Raw genomic sequence first — 21530 nt, forward strand, 5'->3', positions numbered from 1 at the left:
CCATGCCATCCAAGACCATCGATCACGCATTTACCGCGCGCAGCCTGACCAGCGCTGCGACCGACCCGACCCATGCGGGTGTGCTGTCTTTCATGCGGCGGGTCTATACCAAGTCGCTCAAGGGCGCGGAGGCTGTTGTCTGGGGCATTCCGTTCGATGCCGCCGTGTCCAACCGGCCCGGCGCACGTTTCGGCCCACAGGCCATCCGGCGTGCATCGGCCATTTTCGACAACGACCCGCAATATCCGTTCCAGCGCGATCTTTTCGAGAATCTCGCCGTCATCGACTATGGCGACTGCCTGCTCGACTACGGCAATCACTACAAGACACCTGCCACGATTGAACGCGAAGCGGCAAAAATCCTTAAATCCGATGCGTTTTTGCTGACGCTTGGCGGCGATCACTTCGTGACTTGGCCGCTTTTGAAAGCCCATGCTGCGAAATACGGCCCGCTAGCGCTGGTGCAGTTCGATGCGCACCAAGATACCTGGTTCGATGACGGCAAGCGGATCGACCACGGCTCTTTCGTTGCCCGCGCCGTTCGTGACGGCATCATCGACCCGGAACACTCCATTCAGGTCGGCATTCGCACCCATGCGCCGGACGATTGCGGCATAAAGATCATTTACGGCCACGAAGTTGAAGACATGACGGCGGCAGAAATTGCCGACGCCATTCTAAAGCGCACTTCTGGCAAGAAGACCTATCTGACATTCGATATCGATTGTCTGGATCCGGCCTTTGCGCCCGGCACGGGCACACCGGTGGCTGGCGGCCCTTCATCCGCCAAGATGCTATCGATCCTGCGCAAGCTCACGCCGCTTGACTTCGTCGGTGCGGATGTGGTCGAGGTTGCACCAGCTTATGATCATGCCGATATTACGGCTATCGCTGGAGCCACAATCGCAATGTATTATCTGGGCCTGCTGGCAGAACAGAAAGAACGACGATGACGGCGCCGCTTTTGCGCGGTTGAGAAATTGATTCAAGCGGTTGAAAAACCGATTCCGGAATTTGTCGTAACTTTATGAAATCAAAGGCAAAAGCATGAAACCGAAAATCTTCATCGATGGCGAACACGGCACTACCGGCCTGCAGATCCGCAGCCGTCTGGCCGAGCGCGACGATCTTGAAGTGATTTCAATCCCGGAAGCCGAGCGGCGCAACAAGGATTTGCGTGCCGATTATCTGCGCTCTGCCGACATTGCCATCCTGTGCCTGCCCGACGATGCGTCGAAGGAAGCGGTTTCCCTGCTTCGGGATCACAACTCGACCCGGATCATCGATACGTCCACTGCATTCCGCGTGCATCCGGAATGGGCCTATGGTTTTGCCGAACTGGCCAAAGGCCAGCGCGAACGCATCGCCGAGGCGCGTCTCGTCGCCAATCCCGGCTGTTATCCGACCGGCGCGATTGCGCTCATTCGCCCGCTGCGTGACGCGGGCCTGTTACCGTCTGACTATCCGGTCTGCGTCAATGCCGTTTCCGGCTATACCGGCGGCGGCAAGCAGCTGATCGCGCAGATGGAAGACAAGAACAATCCGGACTATCTGGCCGCCAACAACTTCCTTTATGGCCTGCCGTTGCATCACAAGCATGTGCCGGAACTGCAGCTGCATGGTCGCCTTGACCGTCGCCCGATCTTCAGCCCGAGCGTCGGGCGTTTCCCGCAGGGCATGATCGTGCAGGTTCCGCTGTTCCTGAACGAGCTTGAAGGCAAGCCGTCACTGGCAAAGATTCATGCAGCCCTGAGCGCGCATTATGCCGGTCAGGACATTGTCGAAGTCGTGCCTTTGGAAGAATCCAGCAAGCTGCCGCGCGTCGATGCGGAAGAGCTTGCCGGCAAGGACGGCATGAAGCTCTTTGTCTTCGGCACCGAAGGCGACGATCAGGTCAATCTGGTCGCCCTGCTCGACAATCTCGGCAAGGGCGCTTCGGGTGCCGCTGTCCAGAACATGAACCTCATGCTTGGCAAAGCCTGATGGTGACTGAACCGGTATTCCCCGGCAAATGGAATGTCGGTTCGTTCGAACCACTGGCGGATACGCATTCAAGCCTCGTCTGGAAGGTCGAACGCATCGATCATCCGGGCGAGGTTTTTGTTATCAAGCAGCTGAAACCCGCCGGAATGGAGGAAATGCGCGGTGCGCATTATCTGCGCTGGCAGGATGGGCACGGTGCGGCGCGTCTGTACGATCTTGAAGGCACATCGATGCTGCTCGAATATGCGGGCAGTTATCATCTCGATGAACACCTCAAAGACGGCCACGATGCGGATTGTCTGGTGATTTTTGGGCGGATTTTGGAAGCATTGCATACACCCTCGCCCGAGCCTGTACCGTCAGACCTGCAACCACTCGACAAGCATTTCTCCGGCCTTTTCGCGGCCGCAGACCAGACACCGCTCTACGCGGAGGCAGCAGCGCTTGCAAAAGAGCTGCTGGCGACACCGCATCAGCCTATTCCGCTGCATGGCGACATCCACCACGAAAACATCCTGCGGGGACCACGCGGGTGGCTTGCCATCGATCCGCACGGGTTGATCGGGGATGCAGCTTTCGATGCCGCCAATATCTTCTACAATCCACTGGATCGTGACGATCTTTGCCTCAACCTTGACCGTGCAAAGCGCATGGCGGAGCATTTCGCGCCGATCACCGGTCGCGCGCCGTCCTATATTCTCGATTATGCCTTTGCCTATGGCTGCCTTTCAGCCGCGTGGCACCGCGAGGACGGCAATAATGCCGACGAAGCGCGGGAGCTGAAGATCGCCACCGCGCTGAGATATTTGCGCCGGATCGCTTATCCCGCGTAAGCACCCTTGGTGGCGCGCCAATGGGCAACCGCGAAAGCCAGCACGATCAGCGCGACGAACTGATGCGTCAGGCCCATATGCAGCGGCACGCTCATCAGCAACGTTCCGATGCCGATGACCGCCTGCACCAGCACCAGGCCGAGAAGCACAATCGTGCGGCGCGCATGGGTGGTGCCCGGCGCATCTTTCCACACCTGAACGGCATGGAGAACAGTGAGAACCAGCACCGTATAGGCGAACATGCGATGCACGAACTGTACGGTTTTCGGGTTTTCGAACAAATTGCGCCACCATGGCGACTGGATGAACAGATCGGACGGGATGATCGCACCATCCATCAAGGGCCAGGTGTTGTAGGTGAGACCGGCATGCAGCCCGGCAACCAGACCGCCGAGATAGATCTGCACCAGAACGGCAAAGACCAGCCATCCTGCAAAGCGCTGCACCGATCGCTCCGCCGGGCGCTCCGTATAGGTCACAAGTCCTCTCGCAATGTAGAAGACCGCCGTAATGATCACGCAGGCCGTGGTAAGGTGGATCGCAAGCCGATACTGGCTGACACTGGTCAATTCGCTCAGGCCCGATGCGACCATCCACCAGCCAATGGCGCCCTGAAACCCGCCCAATGCCAGAAGACCCAGCATACGGTATTTCAGCCCGCCCTTCAGACGGCCCGTCGCCCAGAAGAAAGCAAGCGGCACCGCAACCAGAAAGCCGACGAAGCGGGCCAGCAGGCGATGCGCCCATTCCCACCAGAAAATATACTGGAACTCTTCAAGGGCCATGCCCTTGTTGATTTGCTGATATTGCGGGATTTGGCGGTATTTATCGAACTCTTCCACCCATTCCGCATGATTGAGCGGAGGGATAACGCCATGGATCGGCTTCCATTCGGTGATGGAAAGGCCAGAACCGGTCATGCGCGTGGCGCCGCCCACCATGACGATGGCGATCAGCACGACGAAAACCGCATAAAGCCAGTAGCGCACAAGACGCCGGTCGCGTTCGTCCTTCGACGTTCTCGAATTCCGCTCACCGCGCCGCGCCATCGATGCTGCCGTCATGCCGTTCATCCTTCAAAACATCTGGAGGGATACATGCCGCATCGACCCGTGAGTTACAAGGCAAGCCCACGCGACATGCCGCCGCGTTTTTTGCCCTTTCGCAGACAAGATACAGCGGTTAGTGATGGTGCGGGGAAAAGGAGAGACGCAATCATGCCCGTAAGGCTGAAGAAACTGATCGGCACGTTTTTGCTGGTAACGCTGGTCATCGTCTATGCGATTCTGGCCACGATCATCGCCGTCGCGCATCTCGGCAATTCTCCGGCATGGGTGCATCTCATCTATTTCATCGTGTCGGGCCTGCTCTGGGTTCTGCCTGCCATGGCGATCATCTGGTGGATGGCGCAACCGCCGCGTAAAAAGCAGCTCTGACAGCATATTCAAGAGGCGCATTGCAGCATGAGCGAGCGGGGCAAAATGGCGGGAGCGGCCACGCTTACGGAACGCATCATCAGCGATTTTTCCGAAATCGAGCGCCTCTGGACGATAGGGCCTGCCCTGCATGGCGCTCCCCAATCCTTTGCCTGGATCGATTGCTGGCATCGTTGCGTCAACAGCGACTGTTTCGTTGCCGGAATTTTCGATGCTGATCGCCCCGTTTTTCTCCTGCCTCTGGAAGTCGTCCGCCAGAACGGCGTGAAAATCGCGCGCTATCCCGGCGGCAACCATGCCAATGGTAATTTCCCGTGGTTGAACGGTGCACAAGCATCCGCTGTCAGCCGCAAGGCGCTGGAAAGGCTTGTCGCCACCATTCGCAAGGAGCGACCGGATATCGACGCGCTGTCGCTGACCCGCCAGCTTGAAGCCGTTGATGATATCGACAATCCGGTTTTTGCGCTGGGGCAGAAACGGAACCCCAACCCGGTCCTGATGGTCTCGCTCGATGGCGGTTTTGAAGCCGTGCTTGAGCGCACCAATCGCCGCCGCAGATTGAAGAAGCACCGCCAGCATGAGCGCCGTTATGAAGAGGCGGGCGGCTGGCGCATAGAAGAGCCGCAGACACCGGAAGAATCCGACGAAATTCTCGATCTTTTCTTCGCCATGAAAGCCGGGCGTTTTCGGCAGATGGGTATCTGCGACCCTTTTGCCGACAAAGCCGTGCAGGCATTTTTCAAAGCGCTCTACGGTCAGGCTCTCACGGCGCAAGTGCCCGTTTGCGAATTACGCTTTCTCAAAGTGGGCGGCATTATCCGCTCCATCGTTGGCAAAAACCTCACGTTAAGCGGACCAACTGCCGAATTTGCCGCCATTGCTGACGACGATATGGCCCATGCCAGCCCCGGCGAGTTTCTATTTTTCGAAGATATCAAGCGCTGTTGCGATGCCGGTTATGCGGTCTACAGTTTCGGCGTGGGCGATGAACCCTACAAGCGCGACTGGTGCGATATCGAGCTTGAAATCTTCGACACCGTTCTGCCGCTCTCGGCGAAAGGCAGGCTCTTTGTAGCGCTGCAATCCGCGCGCAGCGCCTTGGCCAGCACAATCAAGCGCAACCCCCGCCTTTGGCGACTCGCGAAACGCCTTCGAGCAAAGCTTGCTCGTGGATAAGTTGCGATATTGATTCAGCTTTTTGGCATAAGCCGATGTTTTTGAATCGAATTACGCGCGTGGCTGCGGGTTCTTGTCGTCCATGAGAATAACGACATCCTCATAACCGCCCTGGTCGAGATCGAGCGCGGCAAGAGCAACGTCATTGTTTTCTGGATCGACGATACTCATCACAACGGTCGCATTGTCTTCGGCGACACGGCGGATTTGAGCAGCGGAAGATGGGCCGCATTCCACGATCACAAAGTCATAAACCGTCTCAAGCGCATCAAGGATCAGCGGCAGGCGATCAACGGAACGCATGGCTTCAACCGGGTCCGCCGCCCCCAGTGGCACGACATGCGCCTGCGAGAAACGGTCACTGTGTATCACTTCGTTGAAGCGCTTCTCGCCGATCAGAAGTTCGGTAATGCCGGGCAGCTTATGCCGGTCCAGCATCGCACTGCCAACCGTGCCCTGCGCGGTCATATCCACCAGAAGAACGCGCTTGCCACGATCAGCCAGGTCGCGCAGCAGTCGCACCGTCGTTGCCGAAGCTTCGTCGCCTTCGGGTGAAACCACCACGATGCGTTTATCGCGACCGTCCAGCAGGCGATTGGCAATCGCTTCCACGCCGTTCGGATTTTTCGGTGCAGACATGGTCGTCTCCTTCGCGGATGACGCAGGTGTCGTCCGTACGCCAGAGCCAGACGATCTCGTGATAAAAGGCACGGTCCAGGACCGGCGCGAAGCAACGGGCTCCTCTTCCCGTTCGGATGCCGTTGGCGGAACTGCTGCGGCTTCGGCAGCAGCCGTAATCACCGGCATTTCGATTTCCTCTACTGCCTCAACGCGTCTGCCATCGGCGGTCACGAAAGCGCGCCCGCTGAACAATTCACGCAGCAACACGAAGATCGAGAGCAGCAGCAAGCCCGCCGCAAAGGTCGCCGTAACCGTTGGCAGAACCATCGGGAAATAGGGCAGCGATGGTGTCTCACCCGGCAGAATGCGCGCATCGACAGGCACATAATTGCGGTCGATACGCGAAGCAGCTTCGCGATAACGGGTCAGATAGGTTTCCAGAAGCTGCCGCTGCGCCGCTGCCTCGCGCTCGAGCGCGCGCAGCTCGACTTCCTGATCGCCTGCCTGCGCCGCCTGCGACTGCACCCGATTGAGTTCGCGGGTCAGTTCGTCCTCACGCAGCTTCGCTGTCGTGACATCGTTTTCAAGGCTGGCGAGCAGCTTGCGGCCTTCCGCCTTGGTCTGACGGTCAAGATCGGACAATTGCGAGCGCAACGCCTTGATGCGCGGATGACCATCGAGAAGCGTCGTCGAGAGATCGGCGATCTGGGCATTGAGCTCAATGCGGCGCTCGGCAAGTCGCTGCATCATGCCGGATGCTACAACCTCCGGCAGGGTATCGACCGGCGTGCCTGCCGCAAGCGCCTTGCGAACACTCGCCGCCCTCGCCTCCGCCGTGGCGCGATCGGTGCGCACGCGGGTCAGTTCCGTCGAAACTTCGGAAAGCTGCTGCGAAGCAATCGTATTGTTGGTCTGGCCGGTTAGCAATCCACGCGAGGCGCGGTAATCCGCGACCTTTTTCTCGGCATCGCGTACACGCGTGCGCAGGTCTTCGATTTCCGGCGCCAGCCAATTGGTGGCGTCGTCGTTCGATTGCAGCTTCGCCGCGCTTTGCAGGGAGATATATTCTTCCGCAATCGTGTTGGCGACAGTGGCAGCCATTTGCGGATCAGCGGACCGGTATTGCACGACGATCACGCGGGACCCGGTGACGTTGTATACCTGCAGGTTCTTGCGCAGCCGCAGTTGAACCCGTTCCTCCGGCGAAAGATTTGCCGGATCAGGGAGCATGCCAAGCAGCATGAGGATGCGGCTGTAAGGCTTTACTTCGGTCGTGGTGAAGGCTTCATCTTTGGTCAGATTGAGCTTGTCTGATACGCGCTTCAACAGATCGCCAGACATCAGAATCTCGATCTGGCTTTTGACCCCTTCCGGATCGAGCAGTGGGCGCTCGGCAGGATTATCGCCATTCGGGCGTGTATAGACGGATTCGCGGGGCTCGATCACAATGCGGGTTTCAGCACGGTAATCCGGCGTCAAAAGCAGACAAATAATCCAGGCCGCCGCCGCCATCAAAAGAGCGCCGCCAACAATCAAAAGCCAGTGACGGCGCAAGCTTCCAAAAAGCGCGCCTATATCGATGTCTGCGTCTTTCAACGACGAATCGACTTCCGCCATTTCGTTACTCCGCAGGCGCCCGTCGATTACTGACAATCGTCATTTCCATCCAGGTCGCATAGCCATTTCCGGCCCGAAAAGTAAACGCTTAAGGTAACCATAGGGTTAAGCGTTCGAACTTCCGCAATCTTCATGGGCGTCGCTTTCATTCCCCTGCCGCCCTCGCCTGCAAAGTTTTTTGGCCATCGCCGCACATCTTTACCAGCCATTAACCCTAATCAATCGATAACGCAGTGACAGGAATTCATCTGGCGGCGCTTCGGCGGCGGTCAGATTCCATAAATGCGGGCGATGCTTTTCGGGATACCGAGGCGAGACATGATGGCGAAGAAAATTCACAACAAGCGTACAGGCCGTGCTTTGCTCACGGCGCTCGGTCTTGCGGCGATCACTCTATCGTCGGCATGCACGAGCTATCGCCCTGCTCCGCCAGCCTTTCATGAAGCGCTGAACCAGCCCTATATGCTCGATGCGGGCGACCGCGTGCGCATCACCGTTTTCGAACAGGCAAGCCTGACCAACACCTATAGCGTCGATCAGGCAGGCTATGTGGCCTTCCCGCTTGTCGGCAGCATTCCAGCGCGCGGCAAGACCGCAAAGCAGCTTGAAGGCCTGATCGCATCGAAACTGCGCGGCGGTTATCTGCGCGACCCCGACGTCAGCGTCGAAATCGACCGCTACCGTCCAATCTTCGTCATGGGCGAAGTGGGCGCAGCCGGGCAATATTCCTATGTGCCGGGCATGACCGTCCAGAAAGCCATTGCAGCCGCAGGCGGTTACAGCCCGCGCGCCAATCAGGAAAATGCCGACATCACCCGTCAGTTCAATGGCAAGGTGCTGACGGGCCGGGTTCTGATCTCCGATCCGATCCTGCCCGGCGATACGATTTATGTCCGCGAACGTCTGTTCTGATGGCGATTGATGGCTGATGACGACATCGTTTCCCCTCTGCGTATCGTCCACTGCTTTCGCGAGCCCACTGGCGGATTGTTCCGCCATGTCCGCGATCTGGTCGGCGCACAGGCGGAAAAAGGTCACCTTGTCGGGGTCGTCTGCGACGCAACAACAGGCGGTCCAAGGGAGGATGCGCTTCTAGAAGAGTTGCGGCCAAAGCTTGCGCTTGGCCTGCACAGAATTGCCATGCAGCGCCATATTGGTATCGGCGATGCAGCGGCGGCATTCAAAGCATACCGCGTTGTCAAGAAATTGCGGCCGGACATCTTGCACGGACATGGCGCCAAAGGCGGCGTCTATGCCCGATTGTTCGGCTCTGTTCTACGGGTTTTTAGGTCTCGCGTAGCCCGTATCTATTCACCGCATGGCGGAAGCCTGCATTTTGACCGGAAGACGCGCCGCGGCAGCGCTGTCTTTCTGGTCGAGCGGCTTCTCGCCCCCATGACCGATGCGGTGATGTTCGTTTCCAATTTCGAGAAACGGACCTATGAAGAAAAGGTCGGTCGGCCCTACGGCCTCCATGCAGTGGTCTATAACGGCCTTGCTGACGACGAATTCCTTCCCGTTCCCGACGCTCCCGATGCCAGAGACCTTCTGTTCGTCGGCACGATGCGCGATCTGAAAGGCCCGGATATTCTGATCCGCGCCTTGGCTAAGCTTCGCGATGAGGATGGCCTGTCGCTCAGCGCAACCATTGTCGGCGACGGGTCCGAAAAGCCAGTCTTTACGGCACTCACTGCCGAACTCGACCTTGACGAAAACGTCCATTTCGTACCCGGCATGGCGGCGCGCGAAGCATTTGCGCTTGGCCGCCTGATGGTGGTCCCTTCCCGTGCGGAAGCCTTCCCTTACATCGTATTGGAGGCATTGGCCGCCGGGAAAACCGTCATCGCCAGCCGCGTTGGCGGCATTCCCGAAATATTTGGCCCCGCATCCCCGGCATTGTTCGATCCAACGGTAGAGGCGCTCGTCGCTAAGATTCGCGAATTTGGCGCTGACAAAAGCGGATTCAGCACGCAAATGCCTGATGGTTCACGGCTTCGTGAACGTTTCAGCGTGCACTCCATGGCTCATTTTATAGAATTGATTTACCGTGAAGCACATTGTTGAGTATTTGGCGGGTTCGATACCAGCATACTCAGAGATTTCTTAGTAATCTGACGGTACACATCCCCTGTAAACTGATAAGCGGGACATTATCGTGCGGGACAATAATGCTTTCTCACCATTCGGACGCAAGGCCATCGAAGCCAGCGCCAAGCAGGATTCGAAGCCGCAAGAACCGGTGGAACTCAGCCCTCTGGCGCGAAGCATAGCTGCGCAATATCAGCGGGACACGTTCTCGCCGCTCATGCTAAGCGGCGTCGTGCGGCTGGTTGAGTTCGGCCTCATCTTCCTGATGGGCATATTAAGCCTTGGCTATTATGTCGGACTTGAGAGCAATTATCTGCTTTATTATCCGCTGATTATCATCGCTGGCGGCGTACTCTATGTCGCGCTGATGGAAATCAATGACGGCTATCAGGTCAATATCCTCAGAAGTCCCACTCGCCATTTGCGACGACTGATCATCAGCTGGGCTGCGACGCTCGGCACGCTTGCAGTGCTCGGCTTTCTCTTCAAGGTTTCCGCCCACTTCTCACGCGGCTGGTTTCTCATCTGGGCGGTCAGCGCCATTGCCGTCATCCTGATTTTTCGCCTTATCATCGCTTGGAAAATCCGCCGCTGGGCGCGCAATGGCACCATGGAACGCCGCGCAGTTATCGTCGGCGGCGGCCCCAATGCCGAAGCGCTGATCCGCTCGCTCGAACAGCAGCCGGACAACGATATCCGTATTTGCGGTATTTTCGACGACCGCGACGACAAGCGCTCGCCGCCTGTGGTTGCCGGTTATCCAAAGCTCGGCAACATCAACGAACTGATCGAATTTGCGCGTATCGCGCATATCGATCTGCTGATCGTCTCTCTGCCGATCAGTGCCGAGGCGCGTGTTCTCGCACTGCTTAAGAAGCTCTGGGTGCTGCCTGTCGATATTCGCCTTTCGGCGCTCAACAACCACCTGCGTTTCCGCCCGCGCTCCTATTCTTATGTCGGCTCGGTGCCGATGCTGGATATTTTCGACAAGCCGATCAACGATTGGGATTCTGTCGCCAAGCGTATTTTCGACATCGCCTTCAGTCTCGTCGGCATTGTTGTTCTGTCGCCCATCATGATCGGCGCGGCCATTGCCATCAAGCTCGACAGCAAGGGGCCGGTTTTCTTCAAGCAGAAGCGCCATGGCTTCAACAATGAAGTCATCAATGTCTGGAAATTCCGCTCGATGTATACCGAGCAATGCGACCCGACGGCGCGCAATGCGGTAACAAAGAACGATCCGCGCGTCACCCGCGTCGGACGCTTCATCCGCAAGACATCCATCGACGAGCTGCCGCAGTTCTTCAATGTCGTCGCCGGATCGCTATCGCTGGTCGGCCCGCGCCCTCATGCGGTGGCGGCACATTCCAACAATCTTCTCTATAATGAAGTGGTCGACGGTTATTTCGCACGCCACCGCGTCAAGCCGGGCGTGACCGGCTGGGCCCAGATCAATGGCTGGCGCGGCGAGATCGACAATGAAGAGAAGATCATGATGCGCACCGAATATGATCTTTATTACATCGAAAACTGGTCGCTCTGGTTCGATCTCAAGATCCTCTTCCTGACACCCATCCGCCTTCTCAACACGGAAAACGCCTATTGAGCCAGGCAGTGCCCATAGTTGCGCCGATGCACAATCCAGCGCCCCCTGCGGGCGCGACGGTGCATCAACGCCGGGCACTGAACCGCCTGATCGTCAATTTCGCAGTGGGGTTCGGGGTTTTCCTGCTAGGCTTCGTGCTGAGCGAACCAGCGCCCTATGAAATTTATATGGCGGGGCTGATTGCTGTTGCACTGCTGTTTGGGCTTCGCTTGAGCCGAACCAACCTCGTTCTGCTGGCGATCCTCGCGGTCTTCAACTTTGGCGGGGTCCTGTCCACCTTGCAGATGGCCGATCTCAAAAACGCGCCGCTTTATATCGCCGTTTCGCTGTTCCTCGCTTTCACCTCGGTTTTCTTTGCCGCGATGATCGAGATGGATTACCGGCGGCTGCAGACGATCTTCAAAGCCTATCTGCTTATCGGTCTGATCGCCGCATTTCTTGGCATTGCAGGCTATCTTGGCCTAATTCCCGGTGCCGACCTTTTCACGCGCTATGGGCGCGCCAAGGGAGCGTTCCAGGACCCCAACGTGTTCGGTCCGTTTCTTATTCTGCCGCTGAGCTGGACCGTCTATCGCATTCTGACCGGACGCGCGCGCGACATGCTGGTCTATCTGCCCGCTGCGGCCATCTTGGCGCTCGGCGTTCTGTTCTCCTTCTCACGTGCAGCCTGGGCCATGGTGCCCCTCGCCTGTCTGGTGATCCTGCTTACCCTGTTTCTGCAAACCAATAATAACCGCTTTCGTTTGCGCCTCATCCTGCTTGCCTTGCTGGCGGTTGCAGCCGTGGTGGGCGGACTGCTGATCCTCATCGAAATCCCCGGCATAGGGGATTTCTTTTTGCAGCGCGCGCAACTCGAACAAAGCTATGACGCGGGTCGTATGGGGCGCTTTTCCCGCCACTGGTATGGCATGGTGCTTGCCACACAGCATCCACTCGGCATCGGCCCGCTGGAGTTCGGTCCGATGTTCGGCGAAGATACGCATAATAACTGGCTGAAAGCCGCGCTCGATTATGGCTGGATCGGCTTTATAGCTTTCGTCATACTGACGTTCATGACGCTTGGCATCGGCTTTCGCCTGCTGTTCCGCAACAGGCCGTGGCAGCCTTTTCTGCTCTGCGCTTATGCGACCTATCTCGGCCATGTTCTGATTGGCAATGTTATCGACACAGACCATTGGCGGCATTTCTATCTGCTGTTCGGGATCATCTGGGGTTGCGCCGGGCTTGAATATAAATACCGGTGTCAAACTTCCCGGCCAGCCCGCCGCCAGCCAGTACGAGCATAGGAGCCCGCTTGCAGTTCATCATCTATGCCGCCGCCGCAATCTGCGAAATCGCCGGTTGTTTTGCTTTCTGGGCCTGGCTGAAACTCGACAAATCGCCGCTGTGGCTCATTCCCGGCATGGCGTCGCTGGCGCTCTTCGCCTATTGCCTGACACTGATCGAGAGCGATACGGCGGGCCGCGCCTATGCGGCCTATGGCGGCATCTACATTGTCGCGTCCATTTTGTGGATATGGATTGCCGAAGGCGCAAAGCCGGATCTTTGGGATATCACCGGCGCTTGTGTGGCTCTTGCAGGCACGTGCATCATCCTGTTCGCCCCTCGAACATAAGCGATACTGGTAGTTTTCCTGAGATCAATTGTGCGCATTTTGCCGTTTTGCCACTTTTAGGGCTTGCGGAAAATTCCTTTGCATTCTAAGGCTTTCCCCGGCTCGGAGCGTAGCGCAGCCCGGTAGCGCACTTGACTGGGGGTCAAGGGGTCGTGGGTTCGAATCCCGCCGCTCCGACCATTTTTCCCTTCCCCTTATTGTTTTATCTTCAAAATTTCCGCTTTGCGGGAAGCGCCAAAACGTTTTAACTCCGCCATGAAAAATGCGGAGGAGCTCAAGCTTGAAAAACGTTCTGATTACCGGCGGCAGCCGGGGCATCGGCAAGGCAACCGCGATGCGCTGCGCCGCAGACGGTTGGTCTATCGCGCTCAATTATGCCGGAAACGCCTCGGCAGCAGCCGAAACTACCGACAGCCTGAAACGCGCGGGCGCGCAGGCTATTGCGCTGCAAGGCGATATTTCACGCGAAGAAGACGTGCTTTCCATCTATGACCACGCCGAGCAGGAATTTGGCAAACTGCAAGGCGTCGTCTTGAATGCCGGTATCGTCGCGCAGACGATGCCGCTCGCCGAGATGAGCGCAGAGCGCCTGCGCACCATGTTCGATGTCAATGTCTACGGCACCTATCTCTGCGCGCGTGAAGCAGCGCGCCGCGTCCAAACGGGTGGTTCCATCGTCATCGTTTCCTCGATGGCAGCAAAGCTCGGCTCACCGTTCGAATATGTCGATTATGCAGGAGCCAAGGGCGCGCTCGACACATTGACCATCGGCCTTTCGCGTGAACTTGGACCCAAGGGCATCCGGGTCAATGCCGTCCGGCCGGGCCTGATCGAAACAGAAATTCACGCCAGCGGTGGCAATCCCGACCGGGCCAAACAGCTGGGTGCGGGCACCCCGATGGGACGCGCCGGAAAAGCCGAGGAAGTCGCTGAAGCGATCTACTGGTTGCTCAACGACGCCCCAGGCTACACCACCGGCTCGTTTATCGATGTTGCAGGCGGACGCTGACCGGAACTATTTGTCCCGCAGCTGGTAAGTTTCAGGAATATAGCGGTATCCCGCGCCTTGCTTTTCCAGATAGGCCACTGCCGGGAACGGCATGTGATAGCCGATGAAAGGCAGGCGCTCGGTTGCCAGCATGTCGAAGACGCGTTTGCGCGTCGTGACGGCGGTCTCCTTGTCCACATCGAAGGCCACATGCCATTCGGGCCGCTGCAAGGTGATGACAAAATGATTGGCGGTGTCGGAAATCAGCATTAGCTGCTTACCCCCGGATTCGACGCGAAATATCAAGTGGCCGGGCGTATGCCCGAAAGCCGCCAGCGCGTGAATGCCTGAGACGACTTCGCTATTGTCTTCCAGAAACGTGATCTTCTCGACGAGCGGCTTCACATTCTTGCCGACAAGCTCGGCCCCGCCCTTCAGCGGGCTGTCCAGCCGCGCGGGATCGGTCCAGAAATCGAACTCTTTCTGTCCAGCCGCGTAACGGGCATTGGCGAAGGCAGGCTTGCCGTCTTCCATAAGCCCGCCGATGTGGTCGCCATGGAAATGGCTCAGCACCACGAGCGAAACATCCGAGGCCTTGTAGCCAGAAGCTTCCAGTGCACCGATAAGCTTGCCCTGCCCGTTTGCGCGCGCCCCGGCTCCCATGCCCGTATCGAAAAGGACAAGATCCTTGCCGGTATTGATCAGCACCGGCGTAAAGCTGTTCACGAACCGGTCGGTGGGAAGCATGTTTTCTTCCAGCAGCGCGGCGACGTCCTTCGGTTCCTGATCGATGGCATAGGTTTTCTCAGGCGCTTCACCTGCCCGACGCCCATCGGACAGGGTGGTGATTTCAAATTCGCCGAGCTGAAAGCGATGGAAACCTGGATTTTCAACTTGTGACGGCTTTTGCACGTTGGAACTGCCCGTGTCGGCTGCTGCGCTGGCGAGGTCCAGCGGCGAAAGCGCCATTCCCGCACCGGCAGCAGATGCTGCAACAATAAAATTACGTCTTGAGATGGTCATTGATCGATCTCCCGGCATAATTGTGAGTAAGAATGACAGGATAACCGAAAATAGCCGCCGATCTACGATGAAAGCGATCAAGTTTATGTTGGCAGGAATTTCGTCATGCACCTTGCCACAGCACCAGCGAAACACTATCTATCTGGCGCGCGGGACGACCCACGCCAGTGTTCGCATAGGGGACGGCCCCATAGGAGTATCCTATGTTACGGCCAATCGAACCAATCACCATCAAGCAGATCGTCAGGTTCAGGCTTATTGGCGGCCATTCGGCCAGCCTTGGTGATTTCGCACGTTTCGCGTTTGCGAAATCAACGGAACCAATGACATCGGACTTTTGAGAAACTGATTCATCAAAACAGTCTAAGTCTCTGATTTTACCCATTTCCAAATATGGAGCATTCACAATGGCATGGGTCTATCTGGCTATCGCCGGCATCCTTGAAGTCGTCTGGGCTTTCTTTATGAAAAAGTCGGAAGGCTTCTCGCTTCTGACGCCCAGCATCATCACACTGGTCACAATGATCGGCAGTTTTCTGCTGCTTTCTATCGCCATGCGCTCGCTGCCTCTTGGCACGGCCTATGCGATCTGGACCGGTATCGGCGCGGTCGGCGCTTTCGTGGTCGGCATCTTTATTCTCGGGGAAGCAGCAAGTTTCTTCCGCGTGGCGAGTGTCATGCTCATTCTCGCGGGCATCGTCGGCCTGAAACTCTCGTCCAGTTGACGATAAAAAGGGAGGCCATGCCCCCCTTTTCACTTTCTGCCTGGCTTAGAGCGGTTCCTGTTTTAACAGAATCGTCGGAACCGCTCTATCCATTTGTTTTCGCGCATTATCCTACGCAAAACCGCTACGCACTTTTGCTGGAAATGCTCTAGCGCACCTGATCCAGCAATCGCTTGCATTCCAGAAGATCAAAAAGCGCTTCCTGCAAAAGCGAGCGATTGTCCTTGGAAGGGCGTTTGCCATCGGCGCCAATGGGGCCGTCATCTTCGCCCTTCAACAAGCCGAACAGCTTGCGCGAGGGCTGCGGGGCTTTGATGCCGCTTGGCAGCGCCATTTCATTATCGGCAGCTTCTTCCGCTGCACGCTTGTCAGCAGCAGCCTGTTTCTGGCGCGAGATGACTTCAATGGCCTGCACATCCCCATTGCCGAGTGCAATGATGAACTGCGGATTGTTTTCGCGCAGGAGACGCTGCACGCCCTTGATCGTATAGCCTTGATCGTAGAGCAGATGGCGAATGCCCTTGAGCAGCTCGACATCGATTGGACGATAATAGCGGCGACCGCCACCACGCTTCATCGGCTTGATCTGTGTAAAGCGCGTTTCCCAGAAACGCAGCACATGCTGGGGAAGATCGAGATCCTCCGCAACCTCGCTGATCGTCCTGAATGCATCAGGGCTCTTGTCCATCCACCTGCCCTTTCCAGCAGCAACGGCCCGCTCACCGAGCGATCCGTATAGGCTTTGAAATTCCACTTGCGGTCCGCACGATACACAGACAGTGACAATAAAGTGGAATGCCACCAGTTTTTCAAAAACCGCGGCCTACTTATACTGTCCGAACGCCGATTGAAACCTGATGGCGTTTCACGCTGAAACTCTTTCCGAAAAGCCTATGCGCTCTCGGATTCGAATATTAGCGAAATGATTCGTTTCACTATATCCATTATATAATATCAGAGCTTTATACGCATCCCTTCACATGGGTGAGACACAGTAGCTCGCCCTTAAATACGGCTCAGCCGAATTTAAATGCGCGCAGTCGCTCCACCTTGCAGCGAAGCACACCACCGAACCGCGATGTAAGTGAAGTGAGACGGCAGCATGAACCCGTCATTACGCGCTATGCGCCAGAACGCGCAAGCCGCCGCTTTTTGCCACCTGATCTGAAAAACAAATGCCGCCCGGAGAATATGAGGCGGCATTGATCTGGATTATTTGCTCTTGGTTTCGCGCTTCTGATGTTCCTGCAGAATACGCTGCTTGAGAACATTGGAAGCCTTGAAGGTCATCACGCGTCGCGGAAGAATTGGCACTTCTTCGCCGGTCTTCGGATTGCGACCGATACGCTCGTTCTTGTCGCGGACCTGAAAAGTGGCAAATGACGACAGCTTCACTGTTTCGCCATTGACGATTGCGTCACAAACCTCGTCGAGAATCATCTCGACCAAAGCCGCCGACTCCGTTCTGGAAAGACCGACCTTTCGGTAAACAGCCTCTGCCAGATCAGCCCGCGTGACCGTTTTACCTCCCATAACCGAACCCACCTGGTTAGCGTTTGAACAGATAATATCCTTACGTGACAGGACGTTACACAAATAAAAGCGGCTCGGTCAAGCCGCGAGTTCCCTCGCGGCGGATCAATTTTATTGCTTTTCTTGTCCGATCCGATTCCGAACGTGACAGAGCGCCCCCGTTTTGGGGCGATTGGCTTACCAGCGCAGCAAAACCGCACCCCAGGTAAATCCACCGCCCATGGCTTCGAGAAGCACGAGATCACCCTTCTTGATCCGGCCGTCGGCAACAGCCGTCGCCAGCGCCAGCGGCACCGATGCAGCCGAGGTATTGCCGTGGCGGTCGACAGTGATGACGACCTTGCTTTCGGCGATATTCAGCTTCTTGGCCGAAGCGTCGATGATGCGCTTGTTGGCCTGATGCGGCACAAACCAGTCGATATCGTCTGCTGTAAGGCCCGTTTCCGCGAAGGAAGCTTCGATAACATCGGTGATCATGCCGACAGCGTGCTTGAAGACTTCACGGCCTTCCATGCGCAGATGGCCGACGGTCTGTGTGGTAGAAGGACCACCATCCACATAGAGCTTTTCCTTGTGGTTGCCATCCGAGCGCAGATTTGCAGCCAGAACGCCGCGGTCCGAGGTCAGGCCCTTGCCTTCGGCAGCTTCCAGCACCACAGCGCCAGCGCCATCCCCAAACAGAACGCAGGTCGTGCGGTCGGTCCAGTCGAGAATGCGCGAGAATGTTTCCGCACCGATGACCAGAACGCGCTCGGCCATGCCGCCGCGAATATAAAGATCGGCGGTCGTGATGGCATAGATGAAACCGCTGCACACGGCCTGCATGTCGAAAGCGAAACCGGAGGTGATGCCAAGCTCGCGCTGGATTTCCACGGCGCTGGCCGGGAATGTGTTGTTCGGCGTCGAGGTGGCGACCAGCACGAGGTCGATATCCGATGGCTGAAGGCCTGCATTCTCGATGGCCGCACGTGCGGCGGCAGCACCCAGCGAAACCGTGGTTTCGTCATCGCCTGCGATATGGCGTTCGCGAATGCCCGTGCGCTGCACGATCCATTCGTCCGAGGTCTCTATGACACCCTCAAAATCGGTGTTCTTCATGACCCGTTTCGGCAATGCCGAACCGATACCCCGCACGACAGATCGTATCATTTTTTATTCCTGTCCTTATAAGCGAACGGAACGAGGCTGTTGCCCGCACCGTCGAAATCCGCGCCCACCAGAGGGGCAAACAATTATTTGGCCGCTTCGTCGCCTTCACTGGACGAAACATGCGGGTGACTGTGGTGAAAATGCGCCAGATCGGCCTCAATCTTCTCAAGAAGACGATTGCGCACCATGTCATAGCCCACTTCAATCGCCGAGCAGAAGCCTTCTGCATTCGCGCTGCCATGGCTCTTGATCACGATGCCGCTCAAACCAAGGAACACACCGCCATTGACCTTGTTCGGGTCCATCTTTTCGCGCAGGCGATCAAAAGCGCCTTTGGCAAAGACATAACCGATCTTGGCCAGCAGAGTGCGGGTCATGGCCTGGCGCAGCAATGTCGCCATCTGACGCGCAGTGCCTTCAGCGGCCTTAAGGGCGATATTGCCGGTGAAGCCTTCGGTCACCACGACATCGACGCTACCTTTGCCGATATCGTTGCCTTCTACAAAGCCGGAATATTGCAGGCCGTCCAGCGGCGTATCGCGCAGAATCTGCCCGGCTTCCTTGATCTCGTCGAGACCCTTGACCTCTTCCGTGCCGACATTCAACAGGCCGACGGTCGGCTTTCGCACTTCAAACAGCGCGCGCGCCATGCCTGCGCCCATGACAGCATAATCGACCAGCTGGCGCGCATCGGCGCCGATCGTCGCGCCAATGTCCAGCACGATGCTTTCGCCGCGCAGCGTCGGCCAAATGCCTGCAATTGCCGGACGCTCGACATCCGACATCATGCGCAGGCAGAATTTCGACATCGCCATGAGCGCCCCCGTATTGCCCGCAGAAACGCAGGCATCGGCTTCGCCGGTCTTCACAGCTTCAATCGCCTTCCACATTGTGGACTTGCCACGACCGTTGCGCAGCGCCTGGCTTGGCTTGTCATCCATGCTGACAGCGACTTCACAGGCGCGAAACTCGGATGCGGCCTGCAGCTTGGGAAAGCGCGCCAGCACCGGCTCAACCTGTCCGGCCAGACCGAAAAAGATAAAACGCATGTCGGGATGGCGCTCAAGCGCCTTTGCCGCGCCGGGGACGACCACTTCAGGACCGAAATCACCGCCCATCGCGTCAATCGATATTTTTACCACTCTTGATTATTCCTGTTCGATCCCTGCTCGCCCCCTGTTCCCACGCCGCGCTCAAGTCGCGGCAGGGCTTTCGGCGAAAATAGTGGTTTTGCGTTGCTGTACAACAATATTTTGTCCAACCCGTCGCAAATCACCGTCGATCACGGCTTCTTGCGCCATTCCGACAGCTTTGCGAAGGGCGACTCCGGCTTGTCATCCTCCTCACCGGCATCCCCGAAGGTCCGAAGTTCCGCGTCATCCGGCAGACCGGGCTTGCGCGGATAGGGATCGATTGCCAGTTCGAAGAACTCTTCGGCAACCGCGCCGACATCGATCCGGTCGCCGACAAAGGTTTCGGGGCTGTCGGCGCCATCGGCGTCCAGCAGCATTTCGCCGCTTTCGTCGAGCTGAACGCGGGCCAGACGCGAATTTTCCGGCACGAAGATCGTATCGACTTCTTCCGCTATCACATTGGTGAGCGGCTCCAGCGTAGTGACGCAAGCCTGCACGATCTCCGCATCGATGCGTCCGCGCACACGAATGCCATCTTTTTTCCAAGGGGTCAGCAAAAATTCAACCGAAAACGCGTTCACCGCCTCCAGCGCATGGCTGGCAGCGAGCGCGGCGCGCTCCTTCTCATCAGTGCCGATTGTTACTGTCACGCCCTTCTGGGGCAGGTGCAGAACCGGAACGGGATAGGTCAGCGCCGGCTTATCAGTCATTTTGTTTTGCCTCTTCGGTATTGTCATGCGTCAGCGCCGGATCGTCGGCATCCATAAAGGAAATCTCACCCGCCACCAGTGTACTATCGTCGATTGCGCGTAACCGGTCGCGACAACGCAGAACATATTCGCCTAAATGGCGAGCCTGGGGCCAGAATTCCAGATCGGGCCTGATATTTCGCGTCAATGCGGCTGCAAGCGCTTCCGCATCCTCAGTATCGAGCGCCGCGCCATAAGTCGACACACGGCCATAAAACATGCGCGCCAGTTTTTTCATACGTTTGGGCACGCCCTGATCGCCGATTCCCAGTTCCCGCAGCGAGTGATCGACATCCTTGAAAAATTCGTCGGCCACCTCCTGAGCGAGCGCCATCAGAGCCGGATTGTCGCCGCGCATACGGTGCAGCGTCAGAAAAATATGCACTGACAACATTTCATACCGCCCAAGGGGCGTATCCGGCACATGAAATTGTGCATAAAACCGTTTTTGCCGCGCCGCTGCCACGATCGCCTCGTAAACGCGAAGCACGATAGCCTCATTGGCCTTCGATTTGCGGCGGAAAAGTTGGAGAATCATCCCTGTACGACCGTTCCAGTTGCATATAGAAGCAAGGTGGTTTACCGAAGTTCTCCCGACGGCGAAAGTGCCGCGCTGATAATAGAATTATGGAGAGGTCTTTGTTGCAGCGGATTTTCTCAACTGTGCGTTCCGGCGCATCAACAGGCGCACGCAAGCAGCGTGTTCTTCTGGCTGGTACGGCAATTCTGTTTTCGGCCGCCCTCGCCGGATGCAACACCGCATCCACTCTGAACCCGTCCGAGACGCTGACAGAGGGCTATGTCCTCGACCAGCAGGCGCTTGATTCGGTGCCGGTCGGCTCCAGCCGCGAGCAGGTGCTGCTGGCGCTCGGTACGCCATCGACCACCGCAACCTTCGACAACGAAGTGTTCTATTACATTTCGCAGAAGCGCCACCGCATGGCTCAGTTCATGAAGCCGAAGCTGGTCGATCGTCAGATTCTCGCGATCTATTTTAACAAGGACGGTAAGGTCGAGCATATCGCCAATTACGGCATGCAGGATGGCAAGCTGTTCGACTTCGTATCGCGCACCACGCCAACCGGCGGCAAGGACCAGACCTTCCTGGGTCAGGTTATCCAGGGCGTTTCCAAGGCGCCGACCTCGATACCCGGCGCTGGCGCAGGCGGACCGGGTGGAGCTGGCGGCAGCTAATCGCCACACTATATTATCCAAAAGAAAACCCGCCTTTCGGCGGGTTTTCTGTTTTCAGACC

At 57.3% G+C, this 21530-nt stretch carries 22 protein-coding genes and 1 tRNA gene; 14 read left to right on the plus strand and 9 right to left on the minus strand.

The features are described 5' to 3' along the window. Positions 1 to 2 precede the first annotated feature (2 nt). The 3 genes from speB to JAU75_RS03285 all read left to right on the plus strand — a co-directional run bounded on the left by speB (position 3) and on the right by JAU75_RS03285 (position 2816). Entirely contained in the window at positions 3 to 953 is a 951-nt protein-coding gene (gene speB, locus JAU75_RS03275) for an agmatinase (protein ID WP_199054529.1), read from the plus strand. A 94-nt stretch (positions 954 to 1047) separates the two neighbouring features. Then, a complete protein-coding gene (gene argC, locus JAU75_RS03280; protein ID WP_199054531.1) occupies positions 1048 to 1983 on the plus strand; it encodes an N-acetyl-gamma-glutamyl-phosphate reductase in 936 nt (311 codons plus the stop codon). Further along, entirely contained in the window at positions 1983 to 2816 is an 834-nt protein-coding gene (locus JAU75_RS03285; RefSeq protein ID WP_199054533.1) for an aminoglycoside phosphotransferase family protein, read from the plus strand. Before argC ends, JAU75_RS03285 begins: the two co-directional genes overlap by 1 nt. Here the strand turns inward: JAU75_RS03285 and JAU75_RS03290 are convergent. Next, the gene (locus JAU75_RS03290) at positions 2804 to 3880 is read right to left on the minus strand and encodes a COX15/CtaA family protein (RefSeq protein ID WP_199054535.1); all 1077 of its coding nucleotides are present in this window, start codon (positions 3878 to 3880) and stop codon (positions 2804 to 2806) included. The genes JAU75_RS03285 and JAU75_RS03290 overlap by 13 nt on opposite strands. 153 nt (positions 3881 to 4033) lie before the next feature. Here JAU75_RS03290 and JAU75_RS03295 point away from each other — a divergent pair, with 153 nt between their 5' ends. After that, positions 4034 to 4252, plus strand: coding sequence for a DUF2842 domain-containing protein (locus JAU75_RS03295; RefSeq protein ID WP_199054536.1), 219 nt, complete (start codon positions 4034 to 4036; stop codon positions 4250 to 4252). A gap of 27 nt (positions 4253 to 4279) precedes the next feature. Then, entirely contained in the window at positions 4280 to 5428 is a 1149-nt protein-coding gene (locus tag JAU75_RS03300) for a GNAT family N-acetyltransferase (protein ID WP_247880362.1), read from the plus strand. A 51-nt stretch (positions 5429 to 5479) separates the two neighbouring features. Here the strand turns inward: JAU75_RS03300 and JAU75_RS03305 are convergent, their stop codons facing one another. Beyond that, positions 5480 to 7666, minus strand: a complete 2187-nt coding sequence (locus JAU75_RS03305) for an exopolysaccharide transport family protein (protein ID WP_199054537.1) — start codon at positions 7664 to 7666, stop codon at positions 5480 to 5482. A gap of 321 nt (positions 7667 to 7987) precedes the next feature. Between JAU75_RS03305 and JAU75_RS03310 the strand changes: the two genes are divergently transcribed. The 7 genes from JAU75_RS03310 (at position 7988) to JAU75_RS03340 (ending at position 13984) form a co-directional block, all read left to right on the plus strand. Then, positions 7988 to 8578 carry a polysaccharide biosynthesis/export family protein gene (locus tag JAU75_RS03310; protein ID WP_371836102.1) on the plus strand — a complete coding sequence of 197 codons (591 nt, stop codon included), beginning with the start codon at positions 7988 to 7990 and terminating at the stop codon, positions 8576 to 8578. 9 nt (positions 8579 to 8587) lie between these two features. Further along, positions 8588 to 9730: a glycosyltransferase family 4 protein gene (locus JAU75_RS03315; protein WP_199054538.1), complete on the plus strand. Its 1143-nt coding sequence runs from the start codon at positions 8588 to 8590 to the stop codon at positions 9728 to 9730. Positions 9731 to 9821: 91 nt separating this feature from the next. Further along, a complete protein-coding gene (locus JAU75_RS03320; RefSeq protein ID WP_199054542.1) occupies positions 9822 to 11360 on the plus strand; it encodes an undecaprenyl-phosphate glucose phosphotransferase in 1539 nt (512 codons plus the stop codon). Between the two features lie 26 nt (positions 11361 to 11386). Continuing rightward, positions 11387 to 12646: an O-antigen ligase family protein gene (locus JAU75_RS03325; protein WP_199054925.1), complete on the plus strand. Its 1260-nt coding sequence runs from the start codon at positions 11387 to 11389 to the stop codon at positions 12644 to 12646. Between the two features lie 8 nt (positions 12647 to 12654). Further along, positions 12655 to 12975, plus strand: coding sequence for a YnfA family protein (locus tag JAU75_RS03330; protein WP_199054544.1), 321 nt, complete (start codon positions 12655 to 12657; stop codon positions 12973 to 12975). Between the two features lie 103 nt (positions 12976 to 13078). Next, positions 13079 to 13155 (plus strand) — tRNA-Pro (locus JAU75_RS03335). A gap of 100 nt (positions 13156 to 13255) precedes the next feature. Then, the gene (locus JAU75_RS03340; RefSeq protein ID WP_199054546.1) at positions 13256 to 13984 is read left to right on the plus strand and encodes an SDR family oxidoreductase; all 729 of its coding nucleotides are present in this window, start codon (positions 13256 to 13258) and stop codon (positions 13982 to 13984) included. 6 nt (positions 13985 to 13990) lie between these two features. Here the strand turns inward: JAU75_RS03340 and JAU75_RS03345 are convergent, their stop codons facing one another. Continuing rightward, positions 13991 to 14986, minus strand: coding sequence for an MBL fold metallo-hydrolase (locus tag JAU75_RS03345; RefSeq protein WP_199054548.1), 996 nt, complete (start codon positions 14984 to 14986; stop codon positions 13991 to 13993). 407 nt (positions 14987 to 15393) lie between these two features. Here JAU75_RS03345 and sugE point away from each other — a divergent pair, with 407 nt between their 5' ends. Beyond that, positions 15394 to 15711, plus strand: a complete 318-nt coding sequence (sugE, locus tag JAU75_RS03350) for a quaternary ammonium compound efflux SMR transporter SugE (protein ID WP_199054550.1) — start codon at positions 15394 to 15396, stop codon at positions 15709 to 15711. 148 nt (positions 15712 to 15859) lie between these two features. Here the strand turns inward: sugE and JAU75_RS03355 are convergent, their stop codons facing one another. The 6 genes from JAU75_RS03355 to JAU75_RS03380 form a co-directional block, all read right to left on the minus strand. Continuing rightward, complete coding sequence (locus JAU75_RS03355) at positions 15860 to 16399, minus strand: MerR family transcriptional regulator (RefSeq protein WP_109368739.1); 540 nt, start codon at positions 16397 to 16399, stop codon at positions 15860 to 15862. A 524-nt stretch (positions 16400 to 16923) separates the two neighbouring features. Beyond that, complete coding sequence (locus JAU75_RS03360; protein WP_078340512.1) at positions 16924 to 17244, minus strand: integration host factor subunit alpha; 321 nt, start codon at positions 17242 to 17244, stop codon at positions 16924 to 16926. A 177-nt stretch (positions 17245 to 17421) separates the two neighbouring features. Beyond that, on the minus strand, positions 17422 to 18393 hold the full coding sequence (locus tag JAU75_RS03365; protein WP_138785869.1) for a beta-ketoacyl-ACP synthase III: 972 nt from the start codon (positions 18391 to 18393) through the stop codon (positions 17422 to 17424). An 83-nt stretch (positions 18394 to 18476) separates the two neighbouring features. Beyond that, positions 18477 to 19535 (minus strand): phosphate acyltransferase PlsX, encoded by a 1059-nt coding sequence (gene plsX, locus JAU75_RS03370; protein WP_199054552.1) that lies wholly within the window; start codon positions 19533 to 19535, stop codon positions 18477 to 18479. A 140-nt stretch (positions 19536 to 19675) separates the two neighbouring features. After that, complete coding sequence (locus tag JAU75_RS03375) at positions 19676 to 20236, minus strand: DUF177 domain-containing protein (RefSeq protein ID WP_199054554.1); 561 nt, start codon at positions 20234 to 20236, stop codon at positions 19676 to 19678. Then, entirely contained in the window at positions 20229 to 20813 is a 585-nt protein-coding gene (locus JAU75_RS03380; RefSeq protein ID WP_199054555.1) for a ubiquinol-cytochrome C chaperone family protein, read from the minus strand. Before JAU75_RS03380 ends, JAU75_RS03375 begins: the two co-directional genes overlap by 8 nt. 89 nt (positions 20814 to 20902) lie before the next feature. On the opposite strand from JAU75_RS03380, the gene JAU75_RS03385 reads away from it, so the two are divergent. After that, positions 20903 to 21469: an outer membrane protein assembly factor BamE gene (locus JAU75_RS03385; RefSeq protein WP_199054557.1), complete on the plus strand. Its 567-nt coding sequence runs from the start codon at positions 20903 to 20905 to the stop codon at positions 21467 to 21469. The last annotated feature ends 61 nt before the right edge of the window (positions 21470 to 21530 follow it).

Origin of the sequence: Ochrobactrum sp. Q0168, assembly GCF_016427605.1 — a bacterium.
In the GTDB taxonomy this organism is placed as follows: domain Bacteria; phylum Pseudomonadota; class Alphaproteobacteria; order Rhizobiales; family Rhizobiaceae; genus Brucella.